The sequence below is a fragment of the Streptomyces chiangmaiensis genome (genome assembly GCF_036281785.1).
In the GTDB taxonomy this organism is placed as follows: domain Bacteria; phylum Actinomycetota; class Actinomycetes; order Streptomycetales; family Streptomycetaceae; genus Streptomyces; species Streptomyces chiangmaiensis.
The window spans coordinates 1-24,363 of record NZ_JAYWVC010000014.1 but is presented as its reverse complement, the minus strand read 5'-3'; the positions used below and the strand labels follow the sequence as shown (position 1 = coordinate 24,363).

Here is a 24,363-nt window from a genome sequence, read left to right as displayed (position 1 = left end):
AACACCGGTACCTCCACGGGCGAGCACCCCGACGACCGGTGATCAGTCGAGGCCCGGACCGATTCCCGGCATGCCTGCGCCAGGGTCGGTCGGCGATCCGAGACCGGGTACGGACACACCGAGGCGCGACAGTGCTCCGTTCAGCCAGGTGAGGGGCGCCATGGCGAGGGCAGCGGCTGCCGACGGCAGTGGCGCGGCCTCCCCGGCGTCGTCGGCCCCCTCGGCCTTCTCGTTCAGCCAGCCGGTTCCGGCCAGGCGGCACGAGAGCGGCTTCAACGCCGAGTGCAGCAACGTGGCGCCGGTGATGGCCGCCAGGGCGATGCCCCAGCCGACGGGACCCAGCGGGGTGGAACCGAAGAACCGGCTGATGCCGGGGGTCTGGATGATCCCGACCAGCACGGCGGCGGAGCCGATGGTGGCGGCCAGCACCTGACGGTCCGTTCCGCCGCTGATGAGGGTCTGTGCGAGCTGGGTGCCGACCACCGCGGCCAGAGCCACCGTGGCGGCACGGCGCTGTGTGCCCGTGAAGCGTGCGGCCGCCCAGGCGAGCCCCGCACCGAGGGCGGTGGTCAGCCCGCGCTGCAGCATCTCCTGGGTGAGCGCGGTGCCCAGCGACTGCTGTGGGCCTTCCTCCAGCAGCTGTTCACCGGTGCTCTCGGCCGGGGTGCGCACGGCGATGGACAGTGCGGGAGCGAGGTCGGTGAGCAGATTGACGAGCATGATCTGACGGGCGCTCAGCGGGGAGCTGCCGGCCAGCGCGGAGGTGAGCACACCGAAGGTGACCTCGCCCAGATTGCCACCGATCAGAATGGCCAGCGCCGTCCTGACCGAGGTCCACATCGCTCTGCCCTCGGTCAGTGCGGTGACGATCGTCTCCAGGCGGTCGTCACCGATGACCAGATCGGCCGCGGCGGTGGCCGCGGGCGTGCCTCGCCGCCCCAGGGCGATACCGACGTCGGCGAGACGGATGGCGGGGGCGTCGTTGGCGCCGTCGCCGGTCATCGCCACGACCCGGCCGAGGCGCTGGTACGCCTGGACGATGCGGACCTTGTGGCGCGGGGTGCACCGGGCGATCACATCCACCTTCGGCAGCAGCACGTCGAGCGCGTCGTCGTCCAGCTCGTCCAACTCCGGCCCGGTGCACACGGTTTGATCCGGATCGCCGGTGACCGAGGCCGCGATGGCCTCGGCGGTGGCGGCGTGGTCCCCGGTCAGCAGAACCGTGTGCACGCCGGCCGAGCGCAGCCGCGCGGTGGCCGACGCGGCGCCGGGGCGCACCGGGTCGGCCAGCATCACGAAACCGATGAAGACCAGGTCCTGTACCGCGTCGTCGGTGAGCTCCTCGCCCGGTCGCATGGTGCGTTCGGCCACCGCCAGGACGCGGCGGCCTTCGCCCGCCAGTTCCTCGGTCGCCGTGGCGAGCGCCGCGAGTCCGGACTGATCGAGCACCGTCTCGGACCCGTTCAGGCGCCTGCGCCGGCAGCGGCCCAGCACGATCTCGGGAGCGCCCTTGACGCTGAGCCGGGTGGCGCCCGGGGTACGGCCCGCCGTGGCGTGGTAGGCGCGGGAGGGATCGAAGGGCAGGGTGTCGGTGCGCCGCCAGCCAGGCGCCCCACGACCGACCGACACCCGGGCCAGGCGGGCACCCTCGTCCACGGCCCGGTCGGTCTGGTGGGACATCGGCTCGGACTGCCGGGCCGCCGGTGTGGCACGCAACGCGGCGGCCAGGACCGTCTTGTGCGAGGTGCCGAGTCGGTCGAGGGGCAGCGTACGGTCCCCGTCACTGACGGCGGCGAGCTGCAGATTCCCCTCGGTAAGGGTGCCGGTCTTGTCGAAGCACAGCACATCGGCCCGGCCGAGCGCCTCGATCGTGCGCGGATTGCGCACCAGCGCGCCGTGGTCGGCCAGCCGGCGCGCGGAGGCCAACTGGGCGGCGTTGACGAGGAAGGGCAGCCCTTCGGGGACCGAGGCGACAGCCAGGTTCACCGCCGACGCCAGGCTCTGGGCGAGCGGGCGGCCGTGCAGCAGCCCGGCCCCGGCCACCGCCACCGCGGAGACCGTCGCCAACGGCAGGCTGGCCTTGGTCAGCGACGACAGCCGCGCTTCGACCCCGGTGACCGGTGCCGCCTCCCGCGCGGTGACCATGGTGCGCCCGACCTCGGTGGCGGCCCCCGTGGCCACGACCACCGCGACGGCTTCCCCGGCGGAGACGGTGGTGCCCTCGTAGAGCATCGAGCGGCGGTCCGTGAGGTGCGAGGCCACCACGGGAGCCGGGTCCTTGGCCACGGGCAGGGCCTCGCCGGTCAGCGACGACTCGTCGACCTCCAGCCCGTCGGCCCGCAGCAACCGGCAGTCGGCGGGCACCACGTCCTCGGGCCTGAGCAGGATGACATCTCCCGGCACCAGGTCCTCCGCGGTGACCGGTCGCTCGCGGCCCCCGCGCCGTACCCGTGCCCCGGCCGCCGAGCGGGCGGTCAGCTCGGCGAGCGCGCGCTCGGTCCGGACCCGCTGGAAACCGCCGACCAGCGCCGACGCGGCGGTGATCGAGGCGACCAGCACGGCGTCCGCCCGGGAACCCACGGCGGCGGCCAGGGCGGCGCCGCCGGCGAGCACCGGCGTCAACGGGTTGGCCAACTCCTCGACGAATGCCGACAGCAGGGTGGTCCCGGGCGTCGTACCTGCCCCCGAGCCGCCCCTGGCCCGCGTCGCGGCCTCGTCCTCGGACAGCCCGTCGCCGCTTGTACGCAGCCGGTCGAGGACCCGTGCGGGTGGCATCAGGTGCCAGGGCACGGTCTCCACGGACGGGGTGATCGGGTGGGAGCACAGCTGCCGGGCGCGCCAGACCCCCAGGCAGAACGCGACGCCACCGGCGGTGTTGCACGCCGCCTGCCCGCGCGAGCACGCCTCCCCGACGGGTGCCCGCATCGCCGCGACCGCGCCGATGCCGCTGCCGCTCGCGGCCAGTACCGCGCCGTCGCGGTCGACCTGCCGGGCCGCCCCGACACCGCTCAGGATCAGCGCGACCGAGTCGAGGTCGGTGCCGACCAACAGGTGCGCGCCCCAGGCGGGCGGTTCGCCCGCACGGTGGACCCCGATGCCGCAGTCGGAGGCCCCGAGCGCCCGGCGGTTTTGCGACACCAGCAGCACCACCGCCCCGTCCGCCTGCAGCGCGCGGACCGACGCCACCAGATCGCTCCCCCCAGGCACCATCGCGTCGACGAAGCCGAGTTCCGGAGAGGGCTGGTCGCTGGCGAGGACCACCCGGATCCCGGAACGACGGGCCGCCGCGCCCAAGGCCTGGGCGCCCGGGAGTGTCTGCATCGCCACACCCGCGACGGCCGTCAGGCGGCGCCGGAAGGCCAGGCCCAACACCAGTTCACTGCCCCGGTTGCGTATCCGGTCCGCGTGCCGCCGACCGGTGCGGCCCGTGAGCTCCAGTTCCTCCAGCGGGCCGAGGGTCCAGCCGTCTTCGTCACGGCGGACCTGCGCGGGCGCAGTCGGGTCGAACAAGGTGAACAGCCGGTCGGTGGCCTCCTCGGGCTCGACGCCGCCGAGCAGTTCCAGCTCGGTGAGTTCGTACCGGCCGCCGCGCAGCACGTCCACGTCCAGAAGCACGGTGTCCACCTGTCCCAGGCGACGCAGTGCGCTGCGGTCCATGGCCACGACCCCGCGCAGCGCGAGGAACCGGCCCAGGGTGGTGGCGAAGCCCTCCCGTCCGGCCTCCGGTGCCTTCGGTATGCCGGACAACGCCACCGCCAGCGCCCGCCGGGGCCCCGCGTACGGCATGGCCAGGGCGCCGGCTGCGGCGGCGGCCCCCATGGCCCGTTCGGCGTAGCGCTCGGCCACGTCCTCGTGTGCCGTCGGCCGTTCCACCACGATCGGCTCGGCCTGCGCGTCCTGCGGTCCTTGCACCAGCCGGGGTTCAGCCTCCACCCATGCGTCGAGTGCCGCGTTCGCCTCCCGCCACTGCGCCACGCGCTGCGCGACATCGAGCACCAGCCCGCCGCCGCGCGTGGCCACGCCCTGGACCAACGCGTTGATCACCGGAACGACCCATCCGGGATTGTCCTGCGCGCTCAGGCCCGGCAGCACCACCCGGCGCAGCCGAGGATGCTGCTGCACGGCCGTGGCGAGCGCTCCTGCCTCGGCCGGCAGGGGGGTCCACGGCGACAGACGCATGGCCGCGGTGAGGAGCAGGCCCGCGACGTCCGCCGCGAGGACCGGGAGCGTCGGCCGCCTGCTCGGCGCCTCGGACGGGTGGTGCGGCTCCGGGCACCACCGGTCGAACACGCCCGACCCCCCGATGGCGGCGGCCCCGTGGGACTCCGCATGGTCGATGATCTCGATGAGCTCACGCAGTCGCGGTGGCGGCGAGGCCAGTTCGACGACGACCCGCTCGGCCGGCGCGTTCACGCGCGCCCACAGCACGCCGGGATGCTGTTCCAGCGCGTGCTCCACGACGCGTCCCACCCAGGTCCCGCTGGGACCCCGCACGCCGCGCGTCTCGATGTGGCAGCGCCCGGGACGGGACCACACTGTCCGGCGCTCGATCCCGAGCAGCGTCGCGGTCACGTCCGCGGCACCGCGCACGCCGGCGGCCAGACCTCCGGCCAGCCCCCGGGTCAGCGGCGGCACCGACGGCAAAGGCAGGGGCAGACGCACTCCGGACAGCAGCGACATCGTGTGTCACCTCTCGGGGGCGGGCCGTTCCTCGTCCAATTCCGCTCATCCTGACCCGCGCCTGACGCAGCCGCCCGGCGAGCTGAGCCGAATGGATTCCTGGCTCGCAGGCTTCTGGCCCCGCGGGTAGCTTGTGCCTCGTTGGGGGGCGAAGTCCCGGACCCACGAACGGATGTGAACCGTGACCACGCCGAAGACCGCTGAGAAGCGCCCGTCCACACGCAGCAAAAGCCCGTCCACACGCAGCAAAAGCCCGGGCACGCGGAGCAAGAGCACCTCACGCCCGGCTTCCACGGCGAAGACGCCACAGCGGCCGGCTGCCGGACCGAGGCCGAAGTCGCCGAAGTCGCCGATGACACCGAAGACGAACTCGAGCGCTTCACACCACGGGAGCACCCTCACCCTCTCCGTCCCGCCGCTGGGCAAGGCGGCCGGCCGGGCGGTGCACATCGCGGCCGTTCCCGTGGCCACTGCCCGCCGCGTTCTTCCCGCCAAGGGCGGCCTCCCCCTGTACGCCGGACTCGGCGCGCTGGCGGTCGTCGGCGCCCTCGAGTGGCCGGTGGCGGTGGGCATCGGCATCGGCTACGCCCTCCTTCGGCACCACGGACTGCTCCCGCCGTCCTCCGGCTCCAAGTGAGCCACGTGCCGAACCGCCGCCCCCGGGTGTATCCATGAAGTATGCGATCGCAGCCTCACGACGGTGGCGGCTGGGCCTGGAGGTCGAACCAAGGCCTCGTGGTGATCCCGATCGCCCTGATCGTGGCGATCATGGTCGCCGACCTCCTTGCACCTCAAAGCATTCACCTGGGGCCGTTGCTGGTGGTCGCCCCGGCGCTCACCGCCTCGTTCGGCGGCTCCAGGCTCACTGCGGCCATCGGCGTCCTCGCCATCTCGGCGCTCGTCGCACTCTCCGCCATACGCACCAGCGTCTTCACCTCGAATCACGAGAGCCAGCTCCTCGCCCTGATCGTGATCAGCGCCTTCACCGTGATCTTCTGCCGGCTGCGAGAACGCCACAGCGCGGAACTGAGACAGGTGCGGTCGGTGGCCGAGGCCGCCCAGCAGGTCGTACTGCAGCCGCTGCCCGAGCGGATGGGCACCTTGCGCATCGCCAGCGCCTACGCGGCGGCGACGGATCAGGCGCGCATCGGCGGTGACCTCTACGCGGCGGTGGCCACCCGGCGTGGGACGCGCCTGCTCATCGGAGACGTGCGGGGCAAGGGCCTGCCCGCCATCGAGGACGCGGCGCTCGTCCTGGGCGTGTTCCGGACCGCGGCACATCGTGAGCCGACGCTCACCGCGTTGCGGAGCGAGCTGGAGGCGACGGTGTGCTGGAGCCTGTCCCAGTCCATCAGGGGCGGCATCGACGCGGAGGAGTCCTTCATCACCGCCGCACTGATCGACATCCCGGACGACGCACCCGAGGTGCACATCCTCAACTGCGGGCACCCGCCACCACTGCGACTGCGCAACTCACGGGTCACCACCCTGTCGCCCGGGCGGTACTCGACTCCTGTCGGCATGTGTCTCCCCCAAGCGCCGCACGGTGCCGTCGACATCTTTGCCTTCCAGCCGGGAGACATGCTCGTGCTCTACACCGACGGCGTCTCCGAGGCCCGCGACAGGGCCGACCGCTTCTACCCGCTCGCCGACCGCCTCTCCGCCTGGACAGACACGGGTAGCCCGGTCGCGCTGGTCGACCACATCCGCCAGGACATCCTCGAGTTCTGTGGCGGCACCGTCGACGACGACGCCGCTCTCGTCGTGGTGCACCGTGAGGCCGTCATCGGCGACCAGTCGGCGCCGCCCAAGGCGGGCCGGTCGGTCGGTCGTCCCGCCGTGACGCACCGGAACCTGCGGTAGCCACCACTCGACGTCGCTCGGCGGCCGACGCTCCGTCGACTGATGGACACCGTCCGGTCACACCGGCCGGGAAGGTTTCCGCCGTCCCCATGCCTCGCCTTGTATCCGTCCGCCGCGTATCACGCCGGTGCGACGCGGAAGGACGACGTGCGCCGTGTCCCTGCTGCCGCTCGACGAACTCCCCAGACCGCTCCCGGCCGCCCTGCGCTCCCCTTCGGCCGGACGCCTCGCCCGCCGTGCGCTGAGTCTGCTCCCGCTCCTGCTGATCGGCGCATGGGCCGCGACCGACTGGCGCGCCGTGCGCGACGGCGCCGCGCGGCTGGCCTCCGCCGACCCCTGGTGGTTGCTGGTGGCGGTGGTCTTCACCTGTCTGGGCTGGGTGATCGCCGCGGTCGTCCGCCAGGGCGCCGTACCCGAGCGGCTTCCGCCGGGGCTGCTGCTCGCCTCCCAGTTCGCCGCGGGAGCCGCCAACCACGTACTGCCGGCGAGCATCGGAGCCCATGCCGTCACCCTGCGCTTCCTGCAGGGCCGTGGCATACCCTTCGCACGGGCCACCGCCTCGCTCGCCCTGTACTCGCTGGTCAAACCGATCGCAAAGACCCTGGTGCTCCTGTTCTTCCTCGTGGCCTTCCCGGAGATGCTGAGGCTCGGCGACCTCGTCCCCGACGGACGGATGGTGCTCCTTGCCGTGGCGATCGCGGCGACCGTTCTCATCGTTGCCGCCGTGCTCCTGACGGTCGTACGCCCGTTGCGCCGGCCGACTCTCCGTCTTGTGCAGACCGCTCTCACCGACGCACGGCAGCTGCACACCATGCCCAGCCGGGTCCTCGCCCTGTGGGGCGGGTCGGCCGCCGCCCCGGTGTTCCAGGCATGTGTCATCGCCGCGCTCGGGTCGTCGCTCGGGATGACGCTGTCCTGGGCGCAAGTGGTCTTCGCCTTCCTCGCCGCCAGCACTGCGGTCGGGGCCGTGCCCGCACCGGGCGGAATCGGGCCCGTGGACGCGGCGATGGTGTTCACGCTGGTCGCCTACGGCGCACCGATGAGCCTGGCCACGACCACCGTCATCGGCTTTCGCGTCCTGACGGTCTGGCTGCCCCTGCTGCCGGGCGCACTCGTCCTCGCGGCCCTCGTGCAGCGCAAGGTGCTGTGAGTGCGGGTGCCGTGTGCGGCCGGCCGTTCGCACGCGCACCGGCCGTGCAGCCACCCCCGGACGCAGCCCGAACCCCCGAGACCGGCCCCGCCCCGAGTCGGAGACCGCGCCGGCCCACGGCCCTGGACGCCCTGGGCTACCGTCATCCCACGTGGTCAACGGCTCCGCACCGGACGCCGCTGACACCGCCATGCGTCTCCCAGCCCGGACAGGAGCCCCTCGTGCGCTACGACATCACCGGCATCCGTGCGCAGTTCCCCGCCCTGACCGCCGGTACCGCCCACTTCGACGGTCCCGGAGGCACACAGACTCCCCGCCCCGTCATCCGGGCCATCACCGACGCGCTCGCGCAGCCCCTGTCGAACCGGGGCCACGGAACCACCGGAGAGCGCAACGCCGAGACCATCGTGACGAAGTCCCGCCGGGCCATGGCGGACCTGCTGGGCGCGGACCCGTCCGGGATCGTCTTCGGGCGCAGCGCCACCCAGCTCACCTATGACTTCTCGCGCAGCCTGGCCAAGGGGTGGGCACCTGGGGACGAGGTCGTCGTCACCCGCCTCGACCACGATTCCAACATCCGTCCGTGGGTCCAGGCCGCGGAGCGGGCCGGAGCCACCGTCCGCTGGGCCGACTTCGACCCCGCGACCGGCGAACTGACCCTCGAGGACATCCGTGCCGTCCTCTCGGAGCGCACCCGGTTGGTCGCCGTCACCGCCGCCTCGAATCTGATCGGCACCCGCCCTCCGATCTCCGGGATCTCCCGTCTGGTGCACGAGGCCGGGGGCCTGCTCTACGTCGATGGCGTCCACTACGCCGCGCACTCGCTGGTGGATGTGGAGCGGCTCGGCGCCGACTTCTTCGTCTGCTCGCCTTACAAGTTCCTCGGCCCCCACCACGGCGTCCTCGCCGCCAGGCCGGAGTTGCTGGAGACCCTGCACCCGGACAAGCTGCTCGCCTCCACCGACACGGTGCCGGAGCGCTTCGAACTGGGCACCCTGCCCTATGAGTTGCTCGCCGGTACGCGCGCGGCGGTGGACTTCCTCGCCCGGCTCGACGCCGACGCCACTGGCACCCGCCGCGCGCGACTGACGTCCGCCTTCGGCCAACTCGGGAAGCATGAGGAGACGTTGAGGACGCAGCTCGACAAGGGGCTGTCCCAGCTGGAACAGGTCACGGTCCGCTCCCGGGCGGCCGACCGCACCCCGACCCTGCTCCTGACGTTCGGGGACCGCAGCACGGCGGACGCCTACCGCTGCCTGGCGGAACGCGGAGTCAGCGCCCCCTCCGGGTCCTTCTACGCCCTCGAGGCGTCCCGCCGGCTCGGCCTCGGGGACACCGGCGGGCTCCGAGTCGGCCTGGCGCCCTACAACGACTCCACCGACGTCGACCGGCTCCTGGAAGGTCTCGCCGACTTCCTGCGGTCCTGAGCGATGCCGAACTGCCGCCCGGCGTCCGCGAAGGCGTGACGCGATCCGCGGACGCGGGGTGCCGGGCGTCAGACGTGCTGCCTGCCGCCGGCGAGTGCCGGCAGCAGGCGTTGGGCGTTGTCGCGGTTGATGCAGCGGCGCTGATGCTCGTCGAGGGCAGGGTCGTTGTCGAGCGCGGGTGCGATGACGTCCGTCACCAGGTGGGCCGGGGTGGGAGGCCAGTCACTGCCGTAGAGGATCCGGGAGGGACCCACGGCGGACAGCAGACTCGGCGTCGCGGAGGGCGACATGGGACCGGCCGTGTCGTAGTAGAAGCGATGCAGGTAGTCACGCACCCGATCGGCTTCCACCTTCGGGGTCAGGTGGTGGCCGAACACCTCGACCCGGCTCGCGATGTACGGCAGGAAGCCGCCTCCGTGGGGGAGGATGAAGGTGATGTTCGGGTAGCGGTCCAGGGTCCCGTTCATGATGAGGCTGATCGCGGCGCGTGTCGTGTCCATCAGGAAGTCGCACAGGAACGGCGGGACGCCTTCCAGAGCCGCGTTCCCGCCGGGGACCTCCATGGGGTGCGTACTCACCACGGCGGAGCGTTCGTTCAGCTCCGCCATGATCCCGTCCTGGGACGGATGCCCGAGATGAACACCCTTCACGCTGGTCCGCACGCTGACCCCGATGGCCCCTCGATCGTCCATCCCGTAGCCGAGTGACCACTTCGAGAGCTCGGGGCTGTCGAGGAAGACGGGGGTGTAGAACGCGAAGCGGCCGGAGTGGCTGTCGGCGAGATCTCCGGCGGCCTGCAGGGCGACGCGTGCGCTCTCCTTGCGCAGCTTGAGGTCCTGGAGGCGGCCGAGCATGGCGACGGTGAACACGCTGGTCCGGATTCCCGCCCCGTCCATCAACGCCAGAGCCCGGTCGACGTCCCACTGGGTCCACGGCGGCAGGTGCTTGCGATCGACGATGTCCTGCTTCTCGGCCCAGTCGATCCACTCCGGTGCGGTGTAGTGGTGGTGTACGTCCACTCGTGCTCGGCGCGCATCACCCTCTGCCGACCCACCGTGCCCGGTGTCGGCCGCCTGGTCGGTGCCCGCGGCCGTCTGCAGTGAAGTCATGGACAGGCCCCATTTCTGTGGTCGCGCCGGAAGAGTCGGGATTCCGGGGCGTCGGTCGGTCAACGCCCCAGGATCTGAAGGAGCACTTCGGCCAGTTCCTTTTCCTTGTCCTTCGGCTCGCCCTCGGCCCGCCAGGCCACGAAGCCGTCAGGCCGCACAAGGACCGCGCCTTCCGCGGTCGTACCGTGCACCGACGACCACTCCGGGCCGTCCCCGGTGTCCAGGTCGAACTCCGCACCCTCGCCGATGGTGTAGGAGTCGAGCGGCACGTCGAGCCTCGCGGCCACCTTCTCGCCCGCTGTGCGCCAGCCCGCGTGTCCACCAAGCAGAACGAAGGAACGCTCGTACAGGTCGATGGTGGACAGGGTCACTCCCCGGCGGGTGACCGACAGGTGCGGTGCACGGGTTCCGGGGTCGGCGCACAGGGACAGTTCGTCCGGGATGACGGGCTCCTCCGCCTTCGCGCCGACGACGGCCGCGGAGGCATACCGGTAACCGAGCGCCACCGTCATCAGATCCGCCGTGTCGCTCGTCGTCGTTCGGGCGGTGTACCCGGGGTGCTGTTCACGTGCTGCCTGCTGCGTCGCTCGGGCGCTCGTGGCCTGCGCCACCGGACGGCGTTCGGCCTCGTAGCTGTCCAGCAACTTGGGATCGGCCCAGCCGCGCAGCACCGCGGCGATTTTCCAGGCGAGATTGTGTGCGTCCTGAATTCCGGTGTTGGAACCGAACGCGCCGGTCGGCGGCATTTCGTGCACCGCGTCGCCCATGAGGAACACCCGCCCGGTCCGGTAGCTGTTCGCCACCCGGTCCGCCGCGTGCCACGGGGCCTTTCCTGTGACCTCGACGTCCAGATCACGTACGCCGACCGCCGCCCGGATGTGCTCGGTGATCCGGTTGTCGGTGAAGTGTTCCAGCGTCTGTCCGCGCTCGGGGAACCACGGCACATGGAAGACCCACTGCTCCTCGTTGTCCACGGGCAGCAGCACGCCGTCGCCGGAGGGCTCGGTGACGTAGCACACGACGAAGTGCTCGTCACCCGCCACCTCGCGCAGGAGCTTGCTGCGGAAGGTGACGCTGACGTTGTGGAACAGGTCTCCCGACCCCGAGTGCTCGATCCCGAGGCGCTGACGCACGGGGCTGCGGGGACCGTCGGCGGCCAGCAGGTAGTCCGCGCGCACGGTGTGGGTCTCGCCGGAGTCCCGGGCCTGCACGATGGCGTTCACCCCGTTGTCGTCCTGGGTGAAGGACAGCAGTTCGGTGCTGAAACGCACGTCTCCGCCGAGACTGCGGGCGCCCTGGAGCAGTACGGGCTCCAGGTCGTTCTGGCTGCAGGCGCACCGGACGGTCGAGCACACGCCGTCCTCCGGCGGCCTGCCCGTGAGCCGCGCCGAGAGCCAGCGCCGATTCCCGCTGTGCAGGGTGTCCACCTGGAGGATGCCGTGGTTCTTCGACAGCGTCGCCGCGGCTTGCCGGATCTGTGGTTCGAGGCCCGCGGTGCGGAACAGCTCCATCGTGCGCATGTTGTTGCCCCGGCCGCGGGGGTGCGCCGAGGTGGCCGAATGACGCTCGACGACGCGGTGCTCAATCCCGAGTCTCCCGAGGAAAACGGATGCGGACAGGCCCACGAGTGAGCCCCCCACAACCAGCACGGGCACGTAGTCGTTGCCGCGATCGTTCATCGCGTGTTCTCCTCCGGGGTCAGCGTCTGCGTGATACGACGGCCGTTCTCACCGGCTCGCTTCTACTTCTTTGCCATGCATTGCCGAGCGATATGCAGTGATCACCCGCACAGCGGCACTGATGCCCCGCCAAAGCCGGTGCGGGCCGGCGTCGTGCGATCGGGCGAATGGCGTTTACGGTCCGGATCCCACCGGGGATTGCTTGGTCGAACGTCATATGTCCGCTGTCCCGTGGGCGAGCGGGAACATTCAGAAAGGCCGTGGGAATGACTCAGCTCGACGAACGGGACATGACAGAGGCGACCAAAAAGGCGGCGACGGCGGCGTCGCGTGGCGAGGCCTCCTATCGCGCCGACCCTCACCCGGTGTATGCGTGCCTGCGCGAGTCGGCCCCGGTGTGCCGTCTGTCCCCTCCGCACGGCGTGGAAACCTATCTGATCACGCGGTATGACGACGCGAAGGCCGCGCTCACGGATCCGCGCATCAGCAAGGACATGTACGCGGCCCTGGACGCGTACCACACCATTTTCGGTGACTCGTCCGTAGCGCTCGACGACAACATGCTCTTCTCGGACCCGCCCAAGCACACTCGACTGCGCCGCATCGTGAACAGTGCGTTCAGCCCGCGTCGTATCGAGTCCTTGCGTCCCCGTATTCAGCAGATCACCGACGAACTGCTGCAGCGGTGTTCCACCTCGACCCCCATCGACCTGCTGCCGTCCTTCGCTTTTCCGCTGCCGCTCATCGTGATCTGCGAGCTCATCGGTATTCCCGAAGAGGAGCGGGACGAGGCCCAGAAGCAGTGTGCGACGGTGGCGCGTACCGGCTTCAGCAAGGCGGACAAAGAGAAACTCGCGGTGGCCGAGGGGGCATTGCGGGACTATTTCGTCGAGCTCATCGCACGAAAGCGCCGGAATGCCACAGACGACCTGCTCAGCGATCTAATCCGGACGCAGGACGAGCAAGGCGCCATGAACGACGGCGAGTTGCTGTCGACGCTCTGGGTGCTGCTCTTCGCCGGCCACAAGACCACCGCGTACCTCATCGGCAACGCCGTGTACAACCTGTTGACCCACCGCGACCAGCTGCGGGACGTCATGGCGGACCCGGAGCTTCTGCCGAACGCGATCGAGGAGATCATCCGCTACGAGGGCTCGGTGGAGAATGCGACGTTCCGTCATGCGCTCGAAGACATCACCATCAGGGACACGGTCATCCCCAAGGGTTCGCTCGTGCAGGTCGCCGTGGCCTCCGCGAACCGGGACCCGGAGAAGTTCGAGTCACCCGACACCTTCGACATCAGGCGACAGGGCCTGCAGAGCGCCCATCTCGGCTTCGGCAGCGGACCGCACTACTGCCTCGGTGCGCCGCTGGCCAGAATGGAGATGCGGATCGCGTTGACCACGCTCTTCGAGCGGTTCCCGAACATCGAGCCGGCTGCTCCCGCGGAGGAGACGGCGTGGCTCAAGGTTCCCTTCCCCGCGTTCCGCGGGCTGGAGAGGCTTCCCGTCGTCCTGGATCCGTCGCAGCTTCGCGGGGTCTGACCTTCGGCGGTTCGTCGAGGGATGAGAAAGCCGTCGCCCGCCGGGCGACGGCTTTCTGTCGCCCGGGCTTCCGGCTGCGCCTTCGGTGGGGCGGGATGTGGTCGGCGTCGTCGCCGTCAGTCGGGCTGGAGGACGAAGTCGTACTCGGCGTGCAGATACGGCTGTTCGATGCGGCTTCCGTCGGGAGCGGTTCCCGCCGGCTTCTCGGTGAACCGCACGATGAGCGCGTCCTTCGTGCCGAAGACCACGTCGCTGTCGAGATACTCGCTGCCCTCCTGGAACAGGTGGGTGATGAGCTTGCGGTACCCGGGCTCGTCGATGAGGAAGTGGACGTGCGCTGGCCGGAAGTGGCTGATGTCCGTCGTGCTGATCAGGTCGCCGACCGGGCCGTCCATGGGGATGGCGTACCCGCGCGGCGCGATGGTGCGGATGCAGTAGGCGCCGTCCTTTCGGGCGTGGTACTTGGCGCGCAGCCGTGCTTCGTCGATCTCGGGCAGCTGGGCCTCGTAGGTGCCGTCGGCGTCGGCCTGCCACGCGTCGAGTACGGCGTTGGGAACGGGCTTGCCGTCGACGTCGATGACCTTGCCGCTGACGAACAGCGGTGTTCCCGCGATGCCGTCCGACATGTCGAAGCCGTACGGCACGGCGGGCGACCCGTCGATGTGGAACGGCCCGAGCACGGTGGCGGGGGTGGCCCGCGTCGAGAATCGGTTGTTCAACTGCACGACCAGCATGCTCAGTCCGAGGACGTCGGAGGTGAGGATCAGCTCCTGGCGCTTGTCGTTGCTGATCTGGCCGGCCGCAGTCAACCACTGGATCGCGGCCATCCATTCGTCCTCGGTCATCTGCACCTCACGGGCGAAGGCGTGCAGATGGCGGACGAGTGCGGTCATGAGCTCCGCCTGTCGCGGGGAGTGGGCGGTCGCCCAGCGCCGGGCGGCAAGGTCGGTGATGTTGTCCTCGTCGACGTACACGGTTGCGGCTCCTTGGTCGGCGTTGCGGGTGCGGTGACGACGGTCCACTGCCTGACGCCGGCACGGTCAGCCGTCGCGCCGGCCTTCGGTGAACGGTTCAGGGACGTATGGATCCGGCGGGACGGAGGTGTTGTTGAGGTCGACGGAGAGGAAGACGTCCCGTGCGACCGGGTGACGAAGTTCCTCGGCGAGTTGCCCGATCAGTCCGGCCGTCCGGGCCAGCAGCGCGAATCCGCGCAGCAGGGGCAGCGGCAGGCCGAGGTCGGCGAGGGCGGCGCCGCAGACGCCGGCCCCGTTCAGGGGCAGCGTCTTGCCCAGGACGCTCGGATGGACCCGGCCGATGGCGGCGAACAGTGACAGGTGTGGGCCGAACAGGCCCTCCTCCGTCGCGATCCGCATCAGCCTCGGCGTGCGGGGGTCGCCCTCCTTGTGCACATGGTGCCCGAGCCCGGGGACGAACGTCCCGGACGCACGCTGCTCGCGCAGCGTGCGCAGTGCCACCGCGTCCCAGCCCGCCTCATCGGTCGGCAGGGTTCCGTCCTGGGACTGCAGTACCTCGTGCAGGAACCTGCCTGTGCCCTCGGTGACTCCGAGGAAGCGCGAGCCGCCGCCGAGCAGGCCGGCGGCGAGTGCTCCCTGAATGGAGTCCGGCGCGGACAGATACGTGAGCCGCGTGACGACGGCGGTCGGGGTGAACCCGTGGTCGGCCAGCGCGGCGAGCACGGCCTCGAAGACGCGTGTCTCCCCGGGGCTGGGGCGCCGCTGCACGGCCAGCCAGAACGCCAGCTCCCCGAAGCCCACGGAACCCATGATGTCCTCGGCGAGGTCATGACCGAGGAGGGTGATGTTCTTCAGGTCGGACGCGCCCAGAGCGGTGGGGTACGCGGCGCCTGTCGGCTGCTCAGACACGGTCGTTCTCCTCGGGTTCGGACAGCCACTTACGGAGTTCGCCGCCGTGTTCGTCGAGTTCCGGCGGCGGCAGCCGATAGGTGGCGGGTGTGGCGGAGAAGTGGATCGGATGACGCGTGGTGGGTACCGCACGATCCCCCTCCCCCACAGTGACGACCGGTTCGAGCCCGAACCGGTCGGCCATGGCGAAGCCACCGTCGATGGTGTTGATCGGCCCGCTCGGCACGCCGGCCTCGACCAGCAGGTCGAACCATTCCTGGGCACCGCGCTTCACCAACTGCTCCACCAGAAGGGGCCGCAGCTCCTCCCGGTTGGCCGTGCGGTCGGCGTTGTGGGCGAAGCGCGGGTCGTCGGCGACCTCCGGAACGCCCAGTACCTCGCAGAGCTTGCGGAACTGCCCGTCGTTGGCGGCCGTCACGATGAGATCGTTGTCCGCGGTGGGCAACGGTTCGTAGGGGAACACGCTGGGGTGGGCGTTGCCCATCCGGTAGGGGACCGTGCCGCCCGCGACGTACGCGGAACTGTGGTTGACCAGTCCGGTCAGCGCCGAGGACAACAGGTTCACCTCGATCAGCTGGCCCTCGCCGGTTGCATCACGGTGGCGCAGCGCGGCCAGGATGCCGATCGTGGCGTGGTTGCCGGCCATGACGTCGAACACGGAGATCCCTGCCCGGTAGGGCGGCCCGTCCGGGTCGCCCGTGAGGCTCATCAGGCCCGAGATGGCCTGCACCATCAGGTCGTAGCCGGGCACATGGCGGCCGGCACCGGAACCGAAGCCCGTGATCGAGGTGTAGATCACTCCGGGGTTGTCGCGGCGGACCGTCTCGAAGTCCAGGCCGTACTTGGCCAGTCCGCCGGGTTTGAAGTTCTCGATCAGGACGTCGGCGCGGCGGGCGAGTTCGCGCGCGACCTGGGCGTCCGGCTCCTGCCGCAGGTCCAGCGCGATGGAGCGCTTTCCGCGATTGATCCCGAGGTAGTAGGTCGAGACCTCGCCCCGCACCGGAGGCGTCCAGGTCCGGGTGTCGTCGCCGTGGGGCCCCTCGACCTTGACGACGTCCGCGCCGAGATCGGCCAGCAGCATCGTGGCGTACGGTCCGGCAAGGATCCGTGAGAAGTCCGCCACCAGCACCCCGGAAAGCGGCCCCGCGGCACCCGGGCGAGCGGGCGTCGAGCTCTCTGACATCGACCTTGCCTCTCTGTCCGTCAAGCGGACGACCGTCCGGCATTGGGATTCTGGAACTCGGACGGCGAAGGCGTCAAGGTTTCGCCGCTGTGCCCGCCGGCCGGGTCAGGTGCGGCGCGGAGTCGCGCCGAGCGAAGTCCACGCTGATCTCGCCCGCGGTGTGCAGAAGGAGCGGCAGGTAGTCGTGAAGCAGCGTCTCCACCGAGGTCTCGGCGGCGTGCGCATTGACGTTGACACTCGCGACGACGCGGCCGGACCCGTCGCGCAGCGGCGCGGCCACCGACCGGATGCCCTTCGCCAACTGCTCGTCGGTCATCGCCCAGCCCCGGGCCCGGACCTCTCGCAGTTCCGACTCCCACTCCGCGCGGTCCGGCCGCCACACGGGGACCAGGCCCGACCGGGTGGGCTCGGCGAGGATCCCGGCCACGTCGTCCGGCGGCAACGCGGCCAGCAGCACCTTGCCCAGCGACGTCTGCAGCGCGGGAAACCGGGTGCCGATCTGCACGGCGAGCGTGACGATCCTGGGTACGGACACGCGGGCGACGTAGACGATGTCCGAGCCGTCGAGCTGGGCGATCGAGCACGACTCGTTCGTACGCTCGACCAGTCGCTCCAGGTGCGGCCGGGCCACGTCCCACAGCCCCATCGAGCGGACGTAGGCGACGCCCAGGTCGAGCACCCGCGGGGTGAGCGCGAATCCGCCGCCTTGCTGTCGCACGTATCCCAGCTCGGCCAGGGTCAGCAGGATCCGGCGCGCGGTCGGCCTGGCCAGCCCCGTCGCTTGGGCCATGTCGGTCAGCGACATCACCGGCCGCCGGGGCTGAAAGGCGGTGATCACCTCGAGCCCTCGAGCCAGCGCCTCGATGAAATCGGGCCCGGTTCCTTCGCGGGGCATGGGAACTCCTCTTGCCGATGACAACACTCGTCCGCCTTGCGGACAACCTGACACGGAAACTTTATGCAGCAGATCCTGCCTCGGCATTCACAGGGGTTCGCACCCTCGCCCACTTGGTACGCATGCCGGACAACGTACGGTCTCCTGACCATCGATGATTCACATGCGCCCGGTATTGACAACGGGTTGGCGCGGACCCACGATCCTCGACAACAGTTGACCGTCATACGGACGTTCGTCCGAAGGGGAGACAGTGATGAGCCACCCCCTCGAATTCCTGCCGGGACAGGCCGTCGTCTTCCGCAACGGCACGGTGCTGCCCATGGACCGCGCGCGCCGGGTGCTCACCGACACCGACGTGCTCCTGGTCGACGACCGCATCGCCGCCGTCGGCCGGCGGCTGCCCGTACCGGACGGGACGGTCGAGATCGACGCTGCCGGCGGCATCGTGATGCCGGGCATGATCGACACGCACCGCCACATGTGGCAGACGGCGATGCGTGGCTACGGCGCCGACTGGACGCTCACCCAGTACTTCGTCTGGTACTACCTCGAACACGGAAGGGCCTTCCGGCCCCAGGACGTGTACGCCGGGAACCGTCTGGCAGCCGTGGAGGCACTCGATGCCGGGGTGACCACCGTCGTGGACTGGTCGCACGGACTCCAGACACCCGATCACGCCGACGCCGCCGTCGACGCGCTCCGGTCGGTGCCGGGACGATTCGTCCTCGCCTACGGCAACATCCAGCAGGCTCCGGGCGAATGGACCCGGACGCCTGAATTCCGGGACTTCGTGCGCCACCGCATCACGAACGACGACATGCTCGGCTTCCAGCTCGCGTTCGACGTGACGGGCGACCCGGAGTTCCCCGAGAAGCCGGCTTTCGAGACGGCGCGCGAACTGGGCGTCGCCGTCACCACCCACGCCGGAGTCTGGGGCGCCACCAACGACGACGGGATCCGGCTGATGTACGAGCACGGATTCATGACGCCCGAGACGGTCTATGTGCACGCCTCGACGCTGTCGGCCGACTCCTATCACCGCATCGCCGCGACGGGCGGTTCCGTCTCCGTCTCCTCCGAGAGTGAGCAGAGCGCCGGGCAGGGCTACCCGACGACCTGGGCGATACGGTCCCACGGCATCCCCGTCTCGCTGTCCATGGACACCAGCGTGTGGTGGAGCGGCGACCTGTTCTCCGCCATGCGCACCACCCTGGGCGCCGACCGGGCTCGCCAGCATCTGGAGGCACACGTCAAGAACGAGACCGTCACGCACTCGGCCCTGCGCGCCGACCAGGTGGTGGAATGGGCCACCCTCGGCGGCGCCAGGGCGCTGGGCCGCGAGGACGACCTGGGCAGCCTCGACGTGGGCAAGAAGGCAGATGTCGTCCTGCTGAAGAACGACCACTCACCGGTCTCGTTCCCCGTGCTCAATCCCTACGGTCACGTGGCGTTCCAGGCGCAGCGGGGCGACGTCCACACCGTGACCGTCAACGGGAGAGTGGTCAAGCACGAACACCGCCTGCTCGGCGTCGACCTCGCCACGGTGCGGCGCGAGGTCGAGCAGACCGTTCAGCACCTGCGGTCGACGATCGGTGAGGAGGAGTGGCACAAGGGCATGAACCCGGAAGTCCCCGAAACGAAGATCCTCGACAACCCGTACACCTACACCGACTACCGTAGCGCCGCGACACACCACCGGTGAATCGCACGCAGGCCGGCACGGGACACGGAAGGTCACCGCGATGAGCGTCGGACTTCTGCTGCTGCGCGTATTGCTCGCCGCCCTGCTGTTCGGACACGCGATGCAGAAGTTGCGTGGCTGGTTCGGCGGTGCGGGACGTGCCGCCACCGGCGCGATCTTCGAACAGTGGGGATTCGTGCCCGGCGCCCGGATGGCGCTCGTGGCCGGTCTGGCGGAGCTCCTGGGCGCGGCCTCGCTCGCGACCGGGCTGCTGACACCCGGCGGCTGCGCGATCGTCGTCGGCACGATGACGGTGGCCGCCGTGGCGACGGCCGTCCATGGCTTCTGGGCCCAACGGGGCGGGTGCGAGGTCCCGTTCTGGTACGGCGCCGCAGCGGCCGTGCTCGGGTTCACCGGTCCGGGTTCCTGGTCGCTCGACGCCGCGCTGGGGCTGCCGTGGTCGCCCGGCTACGCCTGGGGCGCCGCCGCGCTGGCCCTCGGGCTGCTCGCATCGGCCGTCCCTCTCGCCTCCCGCGCGCGCGTGCTGCGTGAGAGGAGGACGACCGCACCACGCGGCGATGACCCGGCACAGGCCTGATCGCCGTCGCGGCCCCCACCCTGCGGGCGGGGGCCGCCCTCTCCTTGCCTCAGTACCTCTCGGCCCCGGCCACGATCGCCTCCCGGATGCGGTGATACGTCCCGCAGCGGCAGATGTTGCGGATCTCGTCGAGATCCGCCTCGCTGATCTCGCATCCCTCCTCCCGGGCCTGGCGCACCTTCGCGACAGCGGTCATGATCTGGCCGGGCTGGCAGTAGCCGCACTGGGCGACATCGTGGTCGAGCCAGGCCTCCTGCATCGGGTGCAGCTCCCTGCCGACGGTGGCGGGCAGTCCCTCGATGGTGACGATCTCGTCGTCCGGTCGGATGTCCTTCACCGGCACCGAACAGGGGTTGAACGCCTTGCCGTTGATGTGACTCGTGCAGGCCTGGCACACACCGAGCCCACAGCCGTACTTCGGTCCGGTGACGCCCAGGACGTCCCGGAGCACCCACAGCAGGCGCACGTCGTCCTCGATGTCGACGGTGACGGCCTTGCCATTGAGGATGAAGGTGTGTTCGGGCACGTGGACTCCTAGAAGGCGCGACTCAGGCCGTCGGTGGGCGACGCGGGGACGGGCGGCGTGGTCGGCAACGGCTCGAAGCCGAGCGGTTCGCCGTGGTTGATCGGGAAGGTCGTCGGCATCGTGCCGGTGGCACGGCCGTAGGCGCAGGCCACGGCGGCCATCGCGCCCGCGACGGCGAGCTCCCCCGCGCCGCCGGGGTGCCCGGTGGTCGGCGGCATGACGACGATCTCCAGCTCGGGCGGCGTGTTCCACTGGCGGGTGTAGAAGTAGTTGTCCCAACTGCCTTCCAGAAAATGCCCGTTGTCGAGGTGGAGGCCGGAGCTGAGCGTAAGGGCGATGCCGTCCATGATGCCGCCCATCATCTGGGCCTCCAGACCGCGCGGGTTGACGGCGAGACCCACGTCCACAGCGCAGACGACCTTGGTCACACGGGGACCGGTGTACGCGTCGCGGATCTTCCGGCCGGTGGTCCCCGGCCGGCAGTCGATCTCGGCGAGGACGGCGACGAACGCGTGATACTCGGGGTGGATCGCAATGCCCTGTGCCGTGCCGACGGGCATGCTGCGGCCCCAGTGGCCCACCTCGGCGACCTTGTCCAGGACGGCCCGCGCCCGCGTGTCCTTGAGGAACGCGCGGCGGACAGCATAGGCGTCCTTGCCCATGCGTTTCGCCAGCTCGTCCACCACCAGCTCCTGCGCGCAGCGCACGTTGGGCGAGTAGATGTTGCGCATGGAACCGGTGTTGAACCCCCGGTCGGTCTCGCTGAGCAACTGGGTGACGACACCGAAGTTGTAGGGGGTCTGCTGGGTGAGAGTGAAGACCGTCTCGGAGAAGGCGAGGCCACCGACCGGAAGCCTCGCGGCCTCGGAGGTGATGATCTCGCCCACGCCATGGCCGAAGTCGGTGGCCACGGACGTGTGGCGCTGGTCGTAGGTGAGCACCTGGCCGAGCACGTAGGTGGCCCGGACCCTCGAGGTGGACATGGGGTGGGCACGGCCCTGACGGAAGTCGTCGGTGCGGTGCCACATCAGCTTGACCGGCTTGCCCATCGCCTTGGAGATCTCGGCGGCCTCTGCGGCGGCGTCGTGGAACAGCTTCCGGCCGAAGGAGCCGCCGCCCTCGGTGACGTGGACCTTGACCGCGGTGACCGGAAGCCCGAGCTTCAACGCGATCTGCTCCTGCGCCGTGATCGGCGACTTCAGGCTCGCCCAGATCTGGGCGGAGTCCTTCCGGACGTCGGCGATGGCGCAGTTGGTCTCCAGCGCGCTGTTGCTGGCGAAGTGGAAGGTGAAGCGGGCGTCGACGGACTTGGTGAGCAGATCAAGGCCGGCGAGCGGGAGTTCGGCCCTGCGGAGCTCGCCGCGTACGGTGGCGTCGGACTTGCCTTCCGCGGTCCCCGGCCCCCAGTCGACTTTCAAGGCGCGCACCGCGTCGATGCACTGCCCGAAGGTGCGGCCGCGGACGGCGACACCCGTGGAGACCGGCACGACGTCCGTGATGCCGGGCAGCGCCCGTACCTCGTCCAGGTTCTCCACCGAGCGGACCGTGCCGTTGATCGTCGGCGGCCTGCACACCATGGCGGGCAGGGCGCCTGGCACATGCAGGTCCATGGCGAACTGCTTGCGCCCGGTGACCGCTTCGAGCGCGTCGATCCGTCGTTGTGCGGTCCCGATGACCTCGAAGTCGGACGGCTCCTTGACGGTCACGGAGACTTGTCTCGTCGTCACCGATGCTGCCTTCTCGGCCAGTTCGCCGTAGCCGAAACTCCTGCCGCTCAGGGTGGAGGTGATGACCCCCGCCTTCGCGGTCAGGGTGTCGATCGCCTCTCCCAGTTCGAGGGCCGCCGCCTTCAAAAGCCGCCCCCGGGCGACGGCGGCAGCGACCCGAATCGGTGTGAAGGTGGAGATCGTGGTGTTCGACCCGCCGGTGAGCTGGTTGAACACCAGCTCCGGCCGGGCATCGGCGAGCGAGACACGGATCCTGTCCAGGGGCAGGTCCAGCTCCTCCGCGATGAGCATGGCGCTGGAGGTGGTGATGCCCTGCCCGACTTCGGCCCTCGGCAGCGCGAAGGAGGCCGTGCCGTCGGTGTCGATCCGGATCGTGATCAGGTTCGCGGTGGGCAGGGCGGCATGGGTGAGCATGTCGTTGAGGTCGTAGATCTCGGCCGGCCCCGGCACCGAGGGCACCACCGCGGCCGCCTCCGCGGGAGCCAGGACGCTCTCGCCCAGCTGGGCCGCCACGGTGAGGGTCGAGGCGGCCACCACATACCCCAGAAACCTTCGGCGTCCGATGCTCTCTGGCTCGGCGACCGCCTCGTGCGGCTGCGGGCGGCGGTGAGACTCCATCAGCTGTCCTCCCGACCACGAAGCGGAGTGTGCCCGGATGCGCCGCGAGAAAGGCACGGAGGCGCCCGTCGACACGAGCGCAACCGGTCTGTTCACGACGGCTCTTGACTGTGCATGGCCCGCGTGCGCCGCGGAAGATCTCGGCAACGCATCTCCACGTAAGCCTCACGCCGCATCACATATGCAACGAACTGCGTGCGGCGGGCCGGGGACGGGGACGTCGACGCCGACGTGTCACGACGGCGGATCACGCCCCGCTTGTGATGGGCGGCGGTTACGGCATGCGGTGCTGCTGACGGGCCGCCCGGGCCCACTCGCCGAGGACGGGGACACAGGATTCGGCGAAGTACTCGTAGTCGGCGGGGGTGTTGTAGACGTGGGCGGACAGTCTCATGTAACCGATGCCGTCGAAGCTGGTGAAAGCCGCCTCCACGCCCAATTCCCGAGCCACCCGGTCGCGCAGCGCGTCGGCCTCGACGCGGGAGGCGCCCAGACCGTCCGGCAACCGCACCAGCCGCATGCCGGGCACCGGCATGCCCACGTCGGCGGCGCCGTCGCCGACACCGGTCAGACCGGCGAACGCGGCGCCGACCACCTGCGCGGCATAGTCGGCCAGATCGTCCATGTACCGGCGGGCGTTCTCCCACCCCCAGGTGCGCTCGACGAAGTCGAGGGCCGTCGGTGCGGCCAGGTAGGCGGTCGCGTCCAGCGTGCCCTGCTGGTCGAAGCGGTCGGAATACGGATCGGCGGCACCCCACGAGTCGATCAGGGGGTAGAGCTGGTCGCGCAACGGGCCGCGGGCGACCAGCGCCGCGGTGCCGCGTGGCGCGCAGCCCCACTTGTGCAGGTTGCCGACCCAGAAGTCACAAGCCACCCCGGTGAGCGGGGCGGGGAGCAGACCGGGCGCGTGCGCGCCATCCACGAGCAGTGGGATGCCGCGGCTCCGGGCCGCCTCACCGATCAGCTCCACCGGCATCCGGCGGGCGGTGGCCGAGGTGATGTGGTCGACCACGATGAGGTCGGTGGCCTCCCCCACCTCGGCCATCACGGCCGCGGCCGCCTGCTCCTCGTCCGCGTCCAGCGGCACCCGGGCGGTACGGACCCGGCCGCCCCAACGGCGCGCCAGCCGCTCCGCGCCCATGGTGACGGCACCGTAGCCGTGGTCGGTGACGACGATCTCCCCGCCGCGGCGCCGGGTCAGTCCGGAGTACACGACGCTCGCGCCGGCACTCGCGTTCGGCACCAGCGCGAGGTCGTCGGCGGCGACCTCGAGCCGGGCGGCGAGCTCGACCCGAGTGGCGGCGATCCGCTGAGGCAGTGCCGGGAACCACACCACGGGCGAGCGTTCCATCTCCTGGCGCAGCGCCTCCTGGCGCCGCTGCGCCACGAGGGGCACCGCACCGAACGAACCGTGATTCAGGTGCTTCAGGGTGGGGTCCAGCGACCACGCCTGCGCGGCAGGCGCGCCGTCGGCCAGCAGCAGGGGGTGCGGCGCGGTGGTGACCTCGGTCTCGCTCACTTGACTCCACATCTACCGGGCCGGAACGGCCAGAGGACAGCACCCGGACACGTACGATGACTCCGCATGTTGACATGGGAACTTCCCTGGAAGCAAGGGCAGCAAGAGCCAGAGTCATCAGATGACTTCCGTCGGCACCCGAGAACATCCGATGGCTCTCCGCAGTGAGTCGACGGGCTCCCGCGAGATCGCCGCAGTCCGTCCAGGGCGAACAGAAGGGTCGCGAACTGCTCAGGGCTGGGTCAGCGTTAGAGCCTCTGAGTGGGCGTTATCATCGG

The 24,363-nt window shown here is 70.4% G+C and carries 17 protein-coding genes; 7 read left to right on the top strand and 10 right to left on the bottom strand.

What is annotated here, in order from left to right; translation table 11 throughout:
* Positions 1–42 precede the first annotated feature (42 nt).
* A complete protein-coding gene (locus VXC91_RS06975) occupies positions 43–4,680 on the bottom strand; it encodes a cation-translocating P-type ATPase (protein ID WP_329505933.1) in 4,638 nt (1,545 codons plus the stop codon).
* 352 nt (positions 4,681–5,032) lie between these two features.
* Here VXC91_RS06975 and VXC91_RS06970 point away from each other — a divergent pair, with 352 nt between their 5' ends.
* The 4 genes from VXC91_RS06970 (at position 5,033) to VXC91_RS06955 (ending at position 9,120) form a co-directional block, all read left to right on the top strand.
* Positions 5,033–5,317: a hypothetical protein gene (locus VXC91_RS06970; RefSeq protein ID WP_329505931.1), complete on the top strand. Its 285-nt coding sequence runs from the start codon at positions 5,033–5,035 to the stop codon at positions 5,315–5,317.
* Between the two features lie 41 nt (positions 5,318–5,358).
* On the top strand, positions 5,359–6,543 hold the full coding sequence (locus VXC91_RS06965) for a PP2C family protein-serine/threonine phosphatase (protein ID WP_329505929.1): 1,185 nt from the start codon (positions 5,359–5,361) through the stop codon (positions 6,541–6,543).
* A 154-nt stretch (positions 6,544–6,697) separates the two neighbouring features.
* The gene (locus VXC91_RS06960) at positions 6,698–7,693 is read left to right on the top strand and encodes a lysylphosphatidylglycerol synthase transmembrane domain-containing protein (RefSeq protein WP_329505927.1); all 996 of its coding nucleotides are present in this window, start codon (positions 6,698–6,700) and stop codon (positions 7,691–7,693) included.
* Between the two features lie 221 nt (positions 7,694–7,914).
* Positions 7,915–9,120 carry a cysteine desulfurase-like protein gene (locus tag VXC91_RS06955; protein WP_329505926.1) on the top strand — a complete coding sequence of 402 codons (1,206 nt, stop codon included), beginning with the start codon at positions 7,915–7,917 and terminating at the stop codon, positions 9,118–9,120.
* Between the two features lie 68 nt (positions 9,121–9,188).
* On the opposite strand, the gene VXC91_RS06950 is transcribed toward VXC91_RS06955, so the two are convergent.
* Both VXC91_RS06950 and VXC91_RS06945 read right to left on the bottom strand, forming a co-directional pair.
* Positions 9,189–10,229 (bottom strand): amidohydrolase family protein, encoded by a 1,041-nt coding sequence (locus tag VXC91_RS06950; protein WP_329505925.1) that lies wholly within the window; start codon positions 10,227–10,229, stop codon positions 9,189–9,191.
* A 59-nt stretch (positions 10,230–10,288) separates the two neighbouring features.
* Complete coding sequence (locus VXC91_RS06945) at positions 10,289–11,908, bottom strand: FAD-dependent oxidoreductase (RefSeq protein WP_329505923.1); 1,620 nt, start codon at positions 11,906–11,908, stop codon at positions 10,289–10,291.
* 290 nt (positions 11,909–12,198) lie between these two features.
* Between VXC91_RS06945 and VXC91_RS06940 the strand changes: the two genes are divergently transcribed.
* Positions 12,199–13,452: a cytochrome P450 family protein gene (locus VXC91_RS06940; protein ID WP_329505921.1), complete on the top strand. Its 1,254-nt coding sequence runs from the start codon at positions 12,199–12,201 to the stop codon at positions 13,450–13,452.
* Positions 13,453–13,568: 116 nt separating this feature from the next.
* Here the strand turns inward: VXC91_RS06940 and VXC91_RS06935 are convergent, their stop codons facing one another.
* From VXC91_RS06935 to VXC91_RS06920, 4 genes are all read right to left on the bottom strand, one after another.
* Positions 13,569–14,426: a dioxygenase family protein gene (locus VXC91_RS06935; RefSeq protein ID WP_329505919.1), complete on the bottom strand. Its 858-nt coding sequence runs from the start codon at positions 14,424–14,426 to the stop codon at positions 13,569–13,571.
* A 66-nt stretch (positions 14,427–14,492) separates the two neighbouring features.
* A complete protein-coding gene (locus VXC91_RS06930) occupies positions 14,493–15,335 on the bottom strand; it encodes a citryl-CoA lyase (RefSeq protein ID WP_329505917.1) in 843 nt (280 codons plus the stop codon).
* Entirely contained in the window at positions 15,328–16,518 is a 1,191-nt protein-coding gene (locus tag VXC91_RS06925; RefSeq protein ID WP_329505915.1) for a CaiB/BaiF CoA transferase family protein, read from the bottom strand. The genes VXC91_RS06930 and VXC91_RS06925 overlap by 8 nt, the downstream gene beginning before the upstream one ends.
* 73 nt (positions 16,519–16,591) lie before the next feature.
* Positions 16,592–17,413: an IclR family transcriptional regulator domain-containing protein gene (locus VXC91_RS06920; RefSeq protein WP_329505913.1), complete on the bottom strand. Its 822-nt coding sequence runs from the start codon at positions 17,411–17,413 to the stop codon at positions 16,592–16,594.
* A gap of 256 nt (positions 17,414–17,669) precedes the next feature.
* Between VXC91_RS06920 and VXC91_RS06915 the strand changes: the two genes are divergently transcribed.
* Both VXC91_RS06915 and VXC91_RS06910 read left to right on the top strand, forming a co-directional pair.
* A complete protein-coding gene (locus VXC91_RS06915; RefSeq protein WP_329505911.1) occupies positions 17,670–19,118 on the top strand; it encodes an amidohydrolase family protein in 1,449 nt (482 codons plus the stop codon).
* Between the two features lie 40 nt (positions 19,119–19,158).
* Positions 19,159–19,695, top strand: coding sequence for a DoxX family protein (locus tag VXC91_RS06910; protein WP_329505909.1), 537 nt, complete (start codon positions 19,159–19,161; stop codon positions 19,693–19,695).
* 49 nt (positions 19,696–19,744) lie between these two features.
* Here the strand turns inward: VXC91_RS06910 and VXC91_RS06905 are convergent, their stop codons facing one another.
* The 3 genes from VXC91_RS06905 to VXC91_RS06895 form a co-directional block, all read right to left on the bottom strand.
* A complete protein-coding gene (locus VXC91_RS06905; protein ID WP_329505907.1) occupies positions 19,745–20,221 on the bottom strand; it encodes a (2Fe-2S)-binding protein in 477 nt (158 codons plus the stop codon).
* Positions 20,222–20,229: 8 nt separating this feature from the next.
* Positions 20,230–22,566, bottom strand: a complete 2,337-nt coding sequence (locus VXC91_RS06900) for a molybdopterin cofactor-binding domain-containing protein (RefSeq protein ID WP_329505905.1) — start codon at positions 22,564–22,566, stop codon at positions 20,230–20,232.
* 274 nt (positions 22,567–22,840) lie between these two features.
* A complete protein-coding gene (locus VXC91_RS06895) occupies positions 22,841–24,085 on the bottom strand; it encodes an aminotransferase class V-fold PLP-dependent enzyme (RefSeq protein ID WP_329505903.1) in 1,245 nt (414 codons plus the stop codon).
* Positions 24,086–24,363 lie beyond the last annotated feature (278 nt).

What these genes read in the sequence shown, in the direction of transcription:
- VXC91_RS06975 (WP_329505933.1), bottom strand. Translation starts at nt 4,680, where the DNA reads ATGTCGCTGCTGTCCGGAGTGCGTCTGCCCCTGCCTTTGCCGTCGGTG.
- VXC91_RS06970 (WP_329505931.1), top strand. Translation starts at nt 5,033, where the DNA reads ATGACACCGAAGACGAACTCGAGCGCTTCACACCACGGGAGCACCCTC.
- VXC91_RS06965 (WP_329505929.1), top strand. Translation starts at nt 5,359, where the DNA reads ATGCGATCGCAGCCTCACGACGGTGGCGGCTGGGCCTGGAGGTCGAAC.
- VXC91_RS06950 (WP_329505925.1), bottom strand. Translation starts at nt 10,229, where the DNA reads ATGACTTCACTGCAGACGGCCGCGGGCACCGACCAGGCGGCCGACACC.
- VXC91_RS06945 (WP_329505923.1), bottom strand. Translation starts at nt 11,908, where the DNA reads ATGAACGATCGCGGCAACGACTACGTGCCCGTGCTGGTTGTGGGGGGC.
- VXC91_RS06940 (WP_329505921.1), top strand. Translation starts at nt 12,199, where the DNA reads ATGACAGAGGCGACCAAAAAGGCGGCGACGGCGGCGTCGCGTGGCGAG.
- VXC91_RS06925 (WP_329505915.1), bottom strand. Translation starts at nt 16,518, where the DNA reads ATGTCAGAGAGCTCGACGCCCGCTCGCCCGGGTGCCGCGGGGCCGCTT.
- VXC91_RS06920 (WP_329505913.1), bottom strand. Translation starts at nt 17,413, where the DNA reads ATGCCCCGCGAAGGAACCGGGCCCGATTTCATCGAGGCGCTGGCTCGA.
- VXC91_RS06915 (WP_329505911.1), top strand. Translation starts at nt 17,670, where the DNA reads ATGAGCCACCCCCTCGAATTCCTGCCGGGACAGGCCGTCGTCTTCCGC.
- VXC91_RS06910 (WP_329505909.1), top strand. Translation starts at nt 19,159, where the DNA reads ATGAGCGTCGGACTTCTGCTGCTGCGCGTATTGCTCGCCGCCCTGCTG.
- VXC91_RS06900 (WP_329505905.1), bottom strand. Translation starts at nt 22,566, where the DNA reads ATGGAGTCTCACCGCCGCCCGCAGCCGCACGAGGCGGTCGCCGAGCCA.